At 72.7% G+C, this 12,471-nt stretch carries 10 protein-coding genes; 5 read left to right on the top strand and 5 right to left on the bottom strand.

The features are described from left to right. Positions 1 to 4 precede the first annotated feature (4 nt). Genes CLV43_RS18140 through CLV43_RS18130 form a run of 3 tightly spaced genes read left to right on the top strand, consistent with a single transcriptional unit; the run spans position 5 to position 2,459 of the window. Positions 5 to 682 (top strand): response regulator transcription factor, encoded by a 678-nt coding sequence (locus CLV43_RS18140; RefSeq protein WP_106188399.1) that lies wholly within the window; start codon positions 5 to 7, stop codon positions 680 to 682. 59 nt (positions 683 to 741) lie between these two features. Then, positions 742 to 2,058 carry a sensor histidine kinase gene (locus CLV43_RS18135; protein WP_106188792.1) on the top strand — a complete coding sequence of 439 codons (1,317 nt, stop codon included), beginning with the start codon at positions 742 to 744 and terminating at the stop codon, positions 2,056 to 2,058. Continuing rightward, on the top strand, positions 2,055 to 2,459 hold the full coding sequence (locus CLV43_RS18130; RefSeq protein WP_106188398.1) for a hypothetical protein: 405 nt from the start codon (positions 2,055 to 2,057) through the stop codon (positions 2,457 to 2,459). The genes CLV43_RS18135 and CLV43_RS18130 overlap by 4 nt, the downstream gene beginning before the upstream one ends. 73 nt (positions 2,460 to 2,532) lie before the next feature. Here CLV43_RS18130 and CLV43_RS18125 read toward each other — a convergent pair whose 3' ends face one another. The 3 genes from CLV43_RS18125 to CLV43_RS18115 all read right to left on the bottom strand — a co-directional run bounded on the left by CLV43_RS18125 (position 2,533) and on the right by CLV43_RS18115 (position 6,227). Beyond that, complete coding sequence (locus CLV43_RS18125) at positions 2,533 to 4,062, bottom strand: trypsin-like serine protease (RefSeq protein WP_106188397.1); 1,530 nt, start codon at positions 4,060 to 4,062, stop codon at positions 2,533 to 2,535. A gap of 241 nt (positions 4,063 to 4,303) precedes the next feature. Then, a complete protein-coding gene (locus CLV43_RS18120) occupies positions 4,304 to 4,846 on the bottom strand; it encodes a hypothetical protein (RefSeq protein ID WP_245886631.1) in 543 nt (180 codons plus the stop codon). A gap of 109 nt (positions 4,847 to 4,955) precedes the next feature. Further along, positions 4,956 to 6,227: an FG-GAP-like repeat-containing protein gene (locus CLV43_RS18115; protein ID WP_106188396.1), complete on the bottom strand. Its 1,272-nt coding sequence runs from the start codon at positions 6,225 to 6,227 to the stop codon at positions 4,956 to 4,958. A 109-nt stretch (positions 6,228 to 6,336) separates the two neighbouring features. Here CLV43_RS18115 and CLV43_RS18110 point away from each other — a divergent pair, with 109 nt between their 5' ends. Next, entirely contained in the window at positions 6,337 to 9,258 is a 2,922-nt protein-coding gene (locus tag CLV43_RS18110) for an AfsR/SARP family transcriptional regulator (protein WP_170155890.1), read from the top strand. Positions 9,259 to 9,439: 181 nt separating this feature from the next. Here CLV43_RS18110 and CLV43_RS18105 read toward each other — a convergent pair whose 3' ends face one another. Next, positions 9,440 to 10,750: a GAF domain-containing protein gene (locus CLV43_RS18105; protein WP_106188394.1), complete on the bottom strand. Its 1,311-nt coding sequence runs from the start codon at positions 10,748 to 10,750 to the stop codon at positions 9,440 to 9,442. Positions 10,751 to 10,868: 118 nt separating this feature from the next. After that, the gene (locus CLV43_RS18100; RefSeq protein ID WP_106188393.1) at positions 10,869 to 11,618 is read right to left on the bottom strand and encodes a dienelactone hydrolase family protein; all 750 of its coding nucleotides are present in this window, start codon (positions 11,616 to 11,618) and stop codon (positions 10,869 to 10,871) included. A gap of 282 nt (positions 11,619 to 11,900) precedes the next feature. Between CLV43_RS18100 and CLV43_RS18095 the strand changes: the two genes are divergently transcribed. After that, the gene (locus tag CLV43_RS18095) at positions 11,901 to 12,467 is read left to right on the top strand and encodes a dihydrofolate reductase family protein (protein ID WP_106188790.1); all 567 of its coding nucleotides are present in this window, start codon (positions 11,901 to 11,903) and stop codon (positions 12,465 to 12,467) included. Positions 12,468 to 12,471 lie beyond the last annotated feature (4 nt).

The following is a 12,471-nucleotide window of genomic DNA, read 5'->3' as shown; positions in this document are numbered from 1 at the left end:
CCCCATGTCACGGGTGTTGTTGATCGAGGACGACGGCGCGGTGCGCGACGGGCTGCGGTTGGCGCTGACCAGGCAGGGCCACGTGGTGGACGCCGTGGAGACCGGCGAGGAGGGGCTGGAGCGGCTGGCGTCCGCGGAGGTCGTCGTGCTCGACCTGATGCTGCCGGGGATCGACGGGTTCGAGGTGTGCAGGCGGATCCGCGCGGTGGGGGACCTGCCGATCATCATGCTCACCGCGCGCGACGACGACATCGACGTGGTGGCGGGCCTGGAGGTCGGGGCCGACGACTACGTGGTCAAGCCCGTGCAGGCCCGCGTGCTGGAGGCGCGGATCCGGGCCGTGCTGCGGCGGACGGCCGCGGAGCCGAAGGCCGGACCGGCCGTGGAACGGCACGGCGAGCTGACGCTCGACCGGGTGGGGCTCGTCGTGGCGAAGAACGGGTCCCGCGTGTCGTTGGCGCCCACCGAACTGCGGCTTCTGCTGGAGCTCTCCGGCACACCGGGGCGGGTGTTCAACCGCCGCCAGCTGCTGGAGTCGGTGTGGGAGCACGGGTACCTCGGCGACTCGCGGCTGGTGGACGCGTGCGTGCAGCGGCTGCGGGCGAAGATCGAGGACGACTCCGCGGCACCGGTGTACGTGCAGACCGTGCGCGGTTTCGGGTACCGGTTCGGGCCGCTGTGACGATCGGTCTGCGCACCCGGCTGGTGGTCGCGTTCGCGCTCGTCGGCGTCATCACCGCCATGGCCGTCGCCGGTGGCATGTACCTCAAGGCGCGTTCCGTCATCCTCGAGCAGGCGCAGGACGCCGCCCTGCTGGCGCTGACCGACGGCGTCGACCGGCTCGCCCGGTTCGACTCGTCACCGCCCACGCGGGACCGGCTGCAGCGGATCGCGAGCGGGCTGTCCGACCGCGACGACACCGCCGTGGCCGTGTCCGGCGACCTGAGCGCGGGCGGCCTGCCCCTCTCTGTTGTCACGCCGGAGCTGCGCGATGCCGTGCGCGGCGGTCGCGTCGCGTGGCAGCGCGTGTCCGTGGACGGCGTGACGCAGCTGGTGAGCGGGACCAGGGTGGTGTCGGGTTCCTCCGTGCTGGAGGTCTACACGTTGCGCAGCCTGGCGCCCGCGGCGGTGAGCATCGGCGAGCTGTCCACCAGGGCGTGGGCGTTCGGCGGTGCCGCGCTGGTGTTCGCCCTGGTGCTGGCGCTGCTGGCCGCGTGGAGCGTGCTGCGGCCGGTGCGCGAGCTCGGGGAAGCCGCGCGCCGCATGGGTTCCGGTGACCTGAAGTCCCGTTTGGACGTTCGCGGGTCGGACGAGCTGGCGGGCCTGGCCGTCACGTTCAACGACACCGCCGACGCGCTCGACCAGCGCGTCGACCAGCTCCGGCGGATGGAGGCCGACGCCCGCCGGTTCGTCGCCGACGTGTCGCACGAGCTCCGCACGCCGCTCTCCGCCATGACCGCGGTGGCGGACGTGCTGGAGGAGGAGGCCGGGACGCTGCCCGCGGACGCCGCGCAGGCCGCGCGGCTCGTCGGCCAGGAGACGCACAACCTGACCAGGCTGGTGAACGACCTGATGGAGATCAGCAGGTTCGACTCCGGGGCCGCGGCGCTGGTGCTCGACGACGTGGACGTGGCGGAGGCCGTCCGGGCGTCGCTGCGCGCCCGCGGCTGGCTGGACTCCGTCGACACCGCCATGCCCCAGGACCTGGTCGCACGGCTGGACCCGCGCAGGGTGGACGTCGTGCTGGCGAACCTGGTGGGCAACGCGCTGCGGCACGGTGGCGAACCGGTGACCCTGACCGTGGCGGCCGAACCGGGCTGGGTCGTCATCGCGGTGGCCGACCGCGGTCCTGGCCTGTCCGCGGACGTCCTGCCCCACGTGTTCGACCGCTTCTACAAGGCCGACTCGTCCAGGGCGCGGTCCACCGGCAGCGGTCTGGGGCTCGCCATCGCCCGCGAGAACGCCCTCCTGCACGGCGGCGAGCTGACCGCCGGGAACCACCCCGAGGGCGGCGCGGTGTTCACCCTCAGGCTGCCCGACTCCGGTGGTGACCGGTGAAGCGCGCCCTCGTGCTGGTCCTCGTCCTGCTGACCGGGGCCTGCGGGGTGAGGCCCAGCGGGGTCATCCTCGGCGGCCCCGCGCCGAGCGCGCCACCCGCGGTCGCGGTGTACCTGGTGCTCGGCGGTCGGGTCACCCCGGTACCGCGACCCGACTCCGCGTCCGGGCTCACGTCGTTGGCCGGTGGGCCGACGGCGGCGGAACGCGAACAGGGCTACACCACCGAGGTGCCCGCGGGGGTGGTGTTCGAGGCCTCCGGCGGGATCGTGGCGGTCTCGGTGGACGTCACCGCGCTGTCCGCCACCGCGGTCGCCCAGATCGTGTGCACCTCGTCCTCGGGCCCCGTCACCCTCGTCGGCAACGGGTGGAGCCGCGGGCCTCTCGTGTGCCCGTTGGGCTAGGGCGTGTGTCGAAGTCTCGTTCGATACACGCCCTAGGCCCGCCCCTCGGGTCGAAGGGCGGGCCGTTCGGGCGTCAGGGCTTGGTGAGGGCGCACCGCGGTCGGTCGAGGGCCAGCCGCGAGCCGTGGCCGAGGCAGGCCGCGATCTGGTGGACCTGCTGGCCGTAGGCGCGGCCTTGGACCGCGGTCGTGGTCCCGTCCGGCGCGACCTCGCACGGGTTGTCGTCGGTGCACATGCCGCCCGCGACGTTGTGGGTGTTGTGCACGCCCACGACGGTGGTCCCGTCGGCGGCCAGCAGCGGTGAGCCCGACCGGCCGTGCGACGGGGCGCAGTCCGCGCTGGTCGTGTAGCGGATCGAGTCGTCCAGCTCGTAGCCGCCTTCCCGCAGGTGCCCGACCACGGCCTCGGCCGTGCAGGCCGAACGGCTGCCTGCGGACAGCAGGGTCAACGGGTCGCCCGCGCGCACCGGCCCGGAGGTCAGCCGGAACACCTTCGCGCCCTGCGCCGCCAGCTGCGCGTAGGTCTTGTCCAGTCGGTAGAGCGCGATGTCGGTGCCGGTCATGGTGGCGTACACCAAGCGCTTCGTGCGCGCGGTGGCCTGCGCGTACCCCCGCGGGTCGGCGATGGTGACCTCGCGGTCGGCGGGCCGGTCGACCAGCGCGGAGCCCGGTGCGGGCCGGTCGCCGTCGACGCAGTGGCCGTTGGTGAGCAGCAGGGCCTCGTCCCGCGGGGCGGCGCCGGGCGGGCGGACCACCGATCCGACGCAGCCGCCCAGGGCGACGGAGCCCTCCACGTCCGGGATCACGTCGTCCGGCGGCACGTCGGTGCCGGAGACGATGCCGTCGATCCAGCCGACGTGCCTGGTGACGTCGGTGTACAGCACCGGTTCACCCTCACCGCTGGGACCGCTGACCACCCCGGCCAACGCCCACTCGGTGCCGTCGCGGACGAGCGCGGGACCACCGGAGTCCATGTTGGCCGCGGCCACCTCGCCGTCGTGACCGCCCACGCACAGCTCACCGACCGGGGCCGCCGCCGTGCAGGTCGAGATGGGCTGGACCACGGTGTCCGCCTCGTGCAGCCGGGTGGGGAAGCACTCGGGGTCGTTGGTGTCGGCGCAGGTCATCCCCCAGCCGAGGATGCGCGCGGGCGTGCCGTCCGCGGGGGTCGTGGAGGCGATCCGCACGGGCTTGGCCGCGACCGGGGTCCTGAGGTGCAGCAGCGCGATGTCCTTGCCCCAGAAGCCCCCTTCGTCTTGGGAGGTCGCCAACCGGTAGTAGTGGTCGACCTCGGCCACCTCGCCACCGGAGGTGGTGTCGAGCGACCCGACGCGCACCTTCCACCCGCGCGGGACGCCGTTCCGCGCGCTGGTCGGGTTGGTGCCCGCGCAGTGGCCGGCGGTCAACACCCATTGCGGGGCGAGGACTTCCACTCCGCAACCATGGCCGTCCGCCCGTGACGGCCTGGGGTAGGCGGGCTGGAAGGACCCCGCGAACGAGTACGGCCGGGTCGACTCGGTACCACCGGTGATGGCGAGCGCGGGCGTGGCGCTCAGGAGGGGCGCGGCCACCACGGCCACCGCCAGCAGGGTTGTGCTTCGCATGGCACCAGGGTGCTGGGCCGGTGTCCGCGTGGCGCGATGGTCGTGTGATGGTTGTGCGACAGGTGGTCGGGGATTCGGCACGGGGTCCGCCGGGTCGGGTCCGAGGTGCAACGCCGTTCGCCCGCGGCGCTCGGGTGTCATCCGCCGCCGCGGACCGGACTTGGTGCGGACCACCGACGGGTGCTCCCCGGTCGGTGAAGACCGGGGAGCACCCGTCGGTGGTCCGACGCACCCGGCGGTGTCAGCAGCCCGAGCTCGACAGGGCCGAGGACTGGTCGTTCCACAGGTCGCCGATGTAGGACCCCTGGGTTCCCGACGGCATGTCGTTGTTCAGCGATCCCGCCGCCGCGTCCCAGTTCACGCAGTAGAGGATGCCCGTCCCGTTGTTCGCCCAGGAGGACACCTCGTCGTTGAAGCCCCGCCCGCCGTGGTTGCACTTGACCCCGGACGGGCAGTCGATGAGGGCGAAGTTCGGGTGGTAGTTGCCCGCGGGCCAGCGGACCTGCATCTCCCTCCACCCCGACGCGGTGTAGAGGCAGATCCATCCCGCCGGGCAGGGGATGATCCCGTCCTCGATGGGCGCGGTGGTGACGCAGTGCCCGGTCCCGGCGGAGTTGTCGCACGTCGTCGCGGCCGAGCGGGGCATGGAGGTCTTGGTCAACGGCGACTCGTCGACCGCCGCGGCAGCGGGCTCGGGCGCGGCCGACACCGCGGTGGGGACGCCGAGGACGGCGCACGCCCCGAAGGTGGTCGCCAGCAGCGACCTGGCAAGGATCTTGGACATGGTTCTTCCTTTCGTGGTGGTGGTGGTGGAGTTCCCCCGTTGTCGCGCAAGGTTCTCCGGGCGCGCTTGACCACCCTCCGAAAAGGAGGGACGGGGGTGTTCGTGGTGGTCAGGCGACGTGGAGGAAGGTGTTCCAGGTGCCCGAGGTCTTGTGCGTCACGTGGTGGTACGGGATCCCGTCGCTGCCGGGCAGGAGGATCCCGTTGTCGTAGACCGAAAGGCTGCCGTCGTTCCCGACCGCGACCAGGTCGCCGTACCGGTCGCCGCTGGTGTCGCCCGCGGTGATGTCCGCCACGGCGTTCCAGTCGCTGTCGGTCAGCCGCCACGTCTCATCGGAGAACGGGACCCGTCCCGGGTTGACCTGCGAACCGTTGTGGTAGCCGAAGAGCTTGCCGTCCGAGTCGATGCCGACGATGTCCGCGTACCCGTCGAGGTTCACGTCGGTCACCGCGATGTCCCGGACCCCGCTCCAGTCGCCGAGCCGCCAGGTCGCGGTGGTGAAGGGCTTGCCGCCCGCGTTGGTCAGGCTCCCGTTGGCGTAGACCACCAGGGCACCGGTCCCCTCGACGGCGACGATGTCGGCGTACCCGTCGCCCGTCACGTCCCCGACCGCGAACTGCCTCATCGTGTTCCAGGTGCCGTCGGGCTCCGTCCACCCGGCGCCGAGGTAGGGGTAGCCGCCTTCGTTCACCTGGCTCCCGTTCCAGTACACGACGAGGGCGCCGTCGCCGCGCGCCGCGACCAGGTCGGTGAACCCGTCGTGGTTGACGTCCCCGAGCGCCAGGTGTCGGAAGCCGGTCCAGTCGCTGGTCGTCAGCCGCCACGTCCGGTCCACGAACGGGAGACCGCCCGCGTTGACCAGTGACCCGTTGTGGTAGCCGACGAGCTTGCCGCCCCCGTCGACCCCGACGACGTCCGCGAAGCCGTCCCCGTTGACATCGGGGACCAGGAAGGACCGGACGGTTCTCGTGGCCACGTCCATCCAGTGGGCGTAGCAGCGCTTCGAGGACGCGTCCGAGCAGTTGGTGGCCCAGTCCCCCCAGTTCCGTCCGCGGTCGGACAGCTCGTAGGCCGCCTTGGCGTTGTTCACCGGGTTCGTCAGGTCGCCGTACTTGGCCACCCGCTCTTCGTAGGCCCGGATCTGCCACATGCCCTGGTCCAGCGGCGTGGGCCCGGTCGCATGGGTGTAGCAGCTGGACTCGGCCATGCCGATGGCGATGGCCTTGATCAGCGCACCCGCGCGGAACCCGGCGTCGAAACCGTACTTGGCGCACGTCTCGGGCGTGCCATCGGCGGCACTGGCCGGTGACTGGCTCACCAGGCCGGACATCAGCAACGCGGCGGCTGTGGCCGCGAGGAATCGGTGAAACGGCAGTGGCATGGTTGTTGTCCCCCTGATCGTCGGTGGAGCCCCGTGGGCTACGACTGACCGGACACTAAGTCCCCGATCTGGACGGGACCTGGACGATTTCCACTACCATCCACGCCCTATGGACATCGGGGTTCTCGGCTCGGTGGAGGCTTGGCACGACGGCGTGCGACTGCCGGTCGGACCACCCATGCAGCGGTGCGTGCTCGCGGTGCTGGCGTTGCGCGCGGGCGACGGGGTGCCGGTGGACCGGCTGGCGGAGGTCCTGTGGGGCGAGGACCCGCCCGGCGACGCGAGGGGCCTGATCCACAACTACGTCTCCCGCCTGCGCAAGGCGCTGCGCCCGGCGGGGGTGGACATCGCCCGCCGTCCGCCCGGCTACGCGTTGGACGTGGACCCGGACCGGGTCGACGTGCACCGGTTCCGCGACCTGGTCTCCCGAGCGCACCGGGCCGGGTCGGACGAGACCGCCGCGCGGGCGCTGACCGAGGGGTTGTCGCTGTGGCGCGGCGAACCGCTGGCGGGCACGACGGGCGCGGAGGCGCTGGACCGCCTGCGGACGGGGTTGGCCGAGGAGCAGCTGGTGGCCTCCGAGAAGCGGGCCGAGGTCGTGCTGAGGCTCGGCAGGCAGCAGGAGATCCTGGGCGAGCTGGTCGAGCTGTCGGCGGAGCACCCCCTGCGGGAGAAGCTCGTCAGCCTGACCATGCTCGCCCTCTACTCCTGCGGACGGCAGGCGGAGGCGCTCGGCCGCTACGACGAGACGCGTCGAGTCCTCGCCGAGCAGCTCGGCCTGGACCCCGGCGACGAGCTGCGCAGGACGCACGAGCGGATCCTCCGCGCCGAGACCACCCCCGCCGCCGAGCCGGAGTCCCGGCGGCGGCCCAACTCGCTGCCGTTCGACGTGCCGGGTTTCGTCGGCCGTCAACCGGAGCTGGAGCGGCTCGTCACGGGTGCGCGGGCGGGCCGGACCATCATGATCTCGGCGATCGACGGCATGGCGGGGGTCGGCAAGACCGCCTTGGCGGTGCACGCGGCACGTCGGTTGGCGCCGCGGTACCCGGACGCGCAGCTGTTCGTCGACCTGCACGGGTTCACCCCCGACCGCGACCCCGTCGAGCCCGCCGCGGCCCTCGACGCGCTGCTGCGGTCGTTGGGCGTCCCGGCCGACCGGATCCCCGCCGGGCTCGACCAGCGCGTGCTGGTCTGGCGGACGGAGATGGCCGACCGCGAAGCCCTGCTGGTGCTCGACAACGCGGTCGACGCGGACCAGGTGCGGCACCTGATCCCCGGTGCTCCCGGATGCCTCGTGCTGGTCACGAGCCGCCGTCGGATGCCCGCGTTGAACGGCGCGGTCCCGCTGTCGCTCGACGTGCTGTCGGAGGCCGAGGCGACAGCGCTGTTCACCGGGATCGTCGGTGAGCGCGCGACTTCCGCGCCGGAGGAGGTCGCGCGACTGGTCGAGGTGTGCGGGCGGCTCCCCTTGGCCGTGCGGATCGCCGCGACCCGGCTCCAGCACCGACCGCGGTGGACCGTGGCGGACCTCGTCGACCGGATGCGGACCGAGCGGACCCGATTACCCGGCCCGGACGCGGACCACGACATCGCGGTCGCCTTCGCCCTGTCCTACCGGTACCTCAAGGCCGACCAGCAGCGGACGTTCCGCCTGCTGGGCGCGCATCCGGGGACCGACTTCGACCCGCCCGCCGTCGCGGCGCTGACGGGAACGCCGGTGTCCGACACCCGGGACGTGCTGGAACTGCTGGTGGACCACCACCTGCTCGAACAGCCCGCCACCGGCAGGTACACCTTCCACGACCTCCTGCGGCACCACGCCCTCGCCCTGGTCGCGACCGATCCCGAACGCCCGACGGCGGTCCACCGGTTGCTGGACTACTACCTGCACGTGACGACACGGGCCACCGACCTCCTCCAGCCCGGACGCAGGCAGCTCGACCCGCCGGTCACCCACGTCCCGGACCACGTGCCCGACCTGCGCGACAACAAGAGCGCGATGAGCTGGTACGCCACCGAGAACCGCAACCTGCTGGCGGCGATCCGGCACGCCGGGCGGCACGGCTTCGACGAGCACCTGGTCCTGCTGCCGCGCAACGTCGGGCACTACCTGGTGATCAACCACCACGTCGAGGACCTCATGGCGATCCAGGAACCCGCCGCCGAGGCCGCGCACCGCCTCGGTGACCTGGCCGCCGAGTCCCGCAGCGTGTACCACCTCGCCCTGACCAACTACATGTCGTGCCGCTACCGCACCGGCCTCGGCCACGCCGCCCGGTGCCTCGCCATGGCACGGGAGCTCGGCGACGAGTCCGGTGAGAGCTGGACGCTCGGCGTCATGGGGTTGTTGCACTACCGGCTCGGGGACCTCGTCGAGGCGCTGGACGAGCACAGGACCGCGATGGGGATCCAGCAACGCCTCGGCGACGACCGCGGACAGGCGATCTGCACCGCCAACGCGGGCAGGACCGAGCTCGTCCTCGGCAACGCGGTCGGCGCCCGTCCGCTGCTGGAGGAAGCACTGGCGCTGAGCCGGAAGATCGGCGACGTCAACGAGGAGGCGTCCAACCTCACCACCCTCGGGACCGTCCACAGCGGACTGGGCGACCCCGACACCGCCATCCGGTACTTGTCGGCAGGCCTGGAGCTCGCACGGGAGGCCGGGAACGCCGACTACACCGTCCGCGGCCTCGTCGAGCTCGCCGACGGCCTGCGCCGGGCAGGCCGAGCGTCGGACGCACGCGACCAGGCGCGGCAGGCGTTGCACCTGCTCGGCCACGGGAGGAGCCCGGACCACCTCGCCGAGGCGCACAACGCCATGGGCGCGATCTGCTTGTCCGAGGGCGACGAGACGGCGGCGGCCGACCACCACCGACAGGCGCTCGACCTGGCCCAGCGCATCGAGTACCGCCTGGAGCACGCGCACGCCTTGAACGGCATCTCCGCCGCGACGGGCGACGCCGAGTACCGCGCACGGGCTCTGGCGCACTACGAGGCGATGGGGATCCCCGGCGCACGACCGGTCGGGTGACCGCGGACATCGCCCGTGGTCACGGGTTGGCGGCGCGGTCGGGAAGTCCAGCGGAGTCGCGGGCGATCAGGCCGCCCAGCGAAGTGCCCCGCCCCGTGCACAGGGGACGACGACCTCGTCATCGCACTGGCACCGACCCTGCAACGCCTGTGCCTCGACCCGCTCGACGCGGCACCGCGGGTCAGTCGACGCGAGGACGTCCGGCCGGGCGGCGGTTGATGTAGGCGGCCAGGCCGCCGAGGTCCTCGTTGGCGATGAACGCCGACCGCACGTTGATCATGGCTTCCTCGACGTGGGCCTGGCAGCCCCAGGACGAGTCGCCCCACGAGTCGGCGACCTTGAGCTCGGCGGGCGCGGTGCACCCGTCGGCGCCGCCGAGTCCGCACCGCTCGGGGTGCGGCACGGCGGCCTGCGCGGCCGCGGCGGCGCGCATCCGCTCGGCCAGTTCCGCGGCCGCCGCGGCGCGCTGCTCGGCCTCGGCCCGCAGTTCCCGCTCGGTGCGCACCGCCTTGGCCAGGTCGTCGTGGGCGGCTTCGAGGCGGGTCTCGGCGTCCCGCCGCGCCTGTTCGTCGTGGTGGCGCTCGACGGCCAGGGCGGCGGTGTCCGCGAAGACGCGGGCGAGGGCGAAGTCGGAGTCCTGCGGGACGCGAGGGACCCGGTGGTACATGGCGAAGGTGCCCAGCAGGCTCCCGTCGCGGGCCAGGATCGGCGTGGACCAGCAGGCGGCCACGCCCGCCCGGTCGGCCAGGTCCCGGAAGTCGTCCCAGAACGGGTCGGTGGCGATGTCGGTGACGATGACCGGTTCCCGCCGGTGGGCGGCCGTGCCGCACGAGCCGACGCCCTCACCGGTGGCGATCCCGTCGATGGCCCGGTTGTAGAAGTCGGGCAGGCTCGGCGCGGCCCCGTGGCGCAGGTGCAGGCCGTCGGGTTCGGCGAGCAGCACGGAGACGAGCACCTCCTGCGGTGACAGGGTCTCGATGCAGCGGGCCATCCCGTCGAGGACCTCGGTCAGGGGTGCCTGCCGGGCGATCTGCTCCAGCAGGGCGCGGTGCTCGGTCATCAGGTGCTGGGCGTGCTTGGCCTGGGTGGTCTCGACGCCGATCACCCGGATCCCGGTGACGGTGCCGTCGGGGTCGCGGCGCGGCTCGTGGGTGAAGTCGAAGAACGCCTCCCTGGCGTGGAGGCCCGTGCCGAGCACGATCCGGACGTCGTGGCCGGTGTGGGACTCCCCGGTGCGGCGGACCTCGTCGAGCACCGCGATGAAGCCCTGCTCGGCCAGTTCGGGGACCAGTTCGCCGAGCGGGGTGGGCCCGGTGCGCGCCCGTTGGCCCGCGAAGGTGGCGAAGAACGCCGGGTTCGCCGTGTCCACCAGGTGCTCGGGGCCCACGAGCGAGGCGAACATGACCGTGGACCGCCCGAACAGGGCGCGCAGGTCGTCCTCCGCCGCCTGTCCCGGCTCGCCGTGGGTGTGCCGGCCTGGTGCCGCTGTCATGGTGTGGTCCGTTCCTCGTCCTTGGGGTCACCGTAGTGCCGGTACCCGATCGGGTACCCGCTGGCCCGGCCCCGACCAGGGGGACCGGCGACCGGAGTGGTCGCCGGTCCCCGCCGGGTCAGGCCGCGGTGGTCCGGCGGAGGTGCCGGGTGAAGAAGCGGACGGCGCTGTCGGTTTCGAACGCGGGCACGTCCTGGTAGGCGCCCGCGTTGGCGTGCAACGACTTCTCCCGTGAGGCGAACGCGTCGAACAGCGCGAGGCCGTGGTGGCGGTCGATGCGCGTGTCGTCCCACTGGAGGACCACCTCGACCGGGACGGTGATCCGCTCGGCCGTGCCGGTCAGGGTGTCGGACCAGAACTGGCCGAAGACGGCGGCCGTGACCCTGGGGTCGACCGCGGTCAGCCGCATGCCGACCGCGGTGGCGGTGTCCATGCCGTGGTAGCCGATCGGGCCTTCGAGTTCCGGCAGTTCCAGCAGGGCGTCCAGGGTCGCCTGCCATTCGGGTACGGCGCGGTCCGCGATGTCGGCGGCGAGCCGCTCGACCACCGGGCCGATCGGTTGCCCCGGCGTCAGCCTCCGCAGGGCGGCGATCCGGCGTTCGTCGGACGCGCTGCGCGGGCGGTCGCCGTGACCTGGCGCGTCGAGGGCGGCGACCGCGAAGCCGCCGTCGGTCACGAGGCGCCGGGCCAGCCCCACCACCGCCGGTGTCCGCTTGTGGGTGTTGCCGCTGTGCCCCAGCAGCACGAGGGGGGTCGGTGTCGACGAGGAGGTGGGCGACCAGAGGACGCCGGGGACCTCGCCGATCGTGAAGTCCTGCTCGGTGACGCCGTCCGATGACGTCTTCGTGGTGAAGCGCGCGGGATGCATGGATGCCTTTCGGGATCGCCTTGGTGTCCAGGCGCTCCCGGCGGCACCTGCGTCAGCCGCCCGGCCGTGACGGGGAGGGGAGCACCCATGTCGTTGCGGTGTTCACGGGTCCCACCTCCTGCTGCGATGTCACGGTCACCCGCACGCTAACCACCCGGCCCCGACCCACCAAACGCATTTCCGCCGGACCTCGGCGACGTCGTTCGAGGGCGGTTGTCGAAACGGGAGCCGCCCGTTCGACGTGTCTGTGGAAGCAAGGTGCAACCGGAAGGGATCAGGATCATGGGACTGGTCATCTGCGACATGTCGATCTCGCTCGACGGCTACGTCACCGGCCCGAACGCGGGCCGCGGGAACCCGTTCGGCGACGGCGCGGACAGCCTGCACGACTGGATGTTCAAGGACCCCGCCGACGCGGACCGCGGGTACCTCGAAGACGCGGTCGCCCACTGCGGTGCCGTGGTGATGGGGCGCACGTCGTTCGACAAGACCGTGCACGAGTGGGGCCCCGGCGGTCCGGTTCCCGGCAGCCGGAGCTTCGTGGTCACCCACGACGCGCCCGCCGAGGACCACCCCGGCTACACCTTCGTCACCGATGGCGTCGCGAGCGCGATCGGGCTGGCGCGGGAGGCCGCGGGGGACAAGTGGGTGTGCCTGCACGGCGCCACCGTGCTGCAGCAGGCCCTGCCGCTGGGCCTGGTCGACGAGATCTCCGTGCACGTGGTCCCGCTGCTCATCGGCGGTGGCACGCCCCTGTTCGCCGCACTCGGCTCGGCCATCGGGCTGGAGCGCGTCGAGACGCCCGGCTCCCCGGCCGTCGACCACCTGCGGTACCGGGTCGTCAAGTAGGGCG

Origin of the sequence: Umezawaea tangerina, from assembly GCF_003002815.1 — a bacterium.
GTDB lineage: Bacteria > Actinomycetota > Actinomycetes > Mycobacteriales > Pseudonocardiaceae > Umezawaea > Umezawaea tangerina.
The sequence above is the reverse complement of the archived record's forward strand: the minus strand, read 5'-3'. Positions and strand labels throughout refer to the sequence as shown.

What these genes read in the sequence shown, in the direction of transcription:
- CLV43_RS18140 (WP_106188399.1), top strand. Translation starts at nt 5, where the DNA reads ATGTCACGGGTGTTGTTGATCGAGGACGACGGCGCGGTGCGCGACGGG.
- CLV43_RS18135 (WP_106188792.1), top strand. Translation starts at nt 742, where the DNA reads ATGGCCGTCGCCGGTGGCATGTACCTCAAGGCGCGTTCCGTCATCCTC.
- CLV43_RS18125 (WP_106188397.1), bottom strand. Translation starts at nt 4,062, where the DNA reads ATGCGAAGCACAACCCTGCTGGCGGTGGCCGTGGTGGCCGCGCCCCTC.
- CLV43_RS18120 (WP_245886631.1), bottom strand. Translation starts at nt 4,846, where the DNA reads ATGTCCAAGATCCTTGCCAGGTCGCTGCTGGCGACCACCTTCGGGGCG.
- CLV43_RS18115 (WP_106188396.1), bottom strand. Translation starts at nt 6,227, where the DNA reads ATGCCACTGCCGTTTCACCGATTCCTCGCGGCCACAGCCGCCGCGTTG.
- CLV43_RS18110 (WP_170155890.1), top strand. Translation starts at nt 6,337, where the DNA reads ATGGACATCGGGGTTCTCGGCTCGGTGGAGGCTTGGCACGACGGCGTG.
- CLV43_RS18105 (WP_106188394.1), bottom strand. Translation starts at nt 10,750, where the DNA reads ATGACAGCGGCACCAGGCCGGCACACCCACGGCGAGCCGGGACAGGCG.
- CLV43_RS18100 (WP_106188393.1), bottom strand. Translation starts at nt 11,618, where the DNA reads ATGCATCCCGCGCGCTTCACCACGAAGACGTCATCGGACGGCGTCACC.
- CLV43_RS18095 (WP_106188790.1), top strand. Translation starts at nt 11,901, where the DNA reads ATGGGACTGGTCATCTGCGACATGTCGATCTCGCTCGACGGCTACGTC.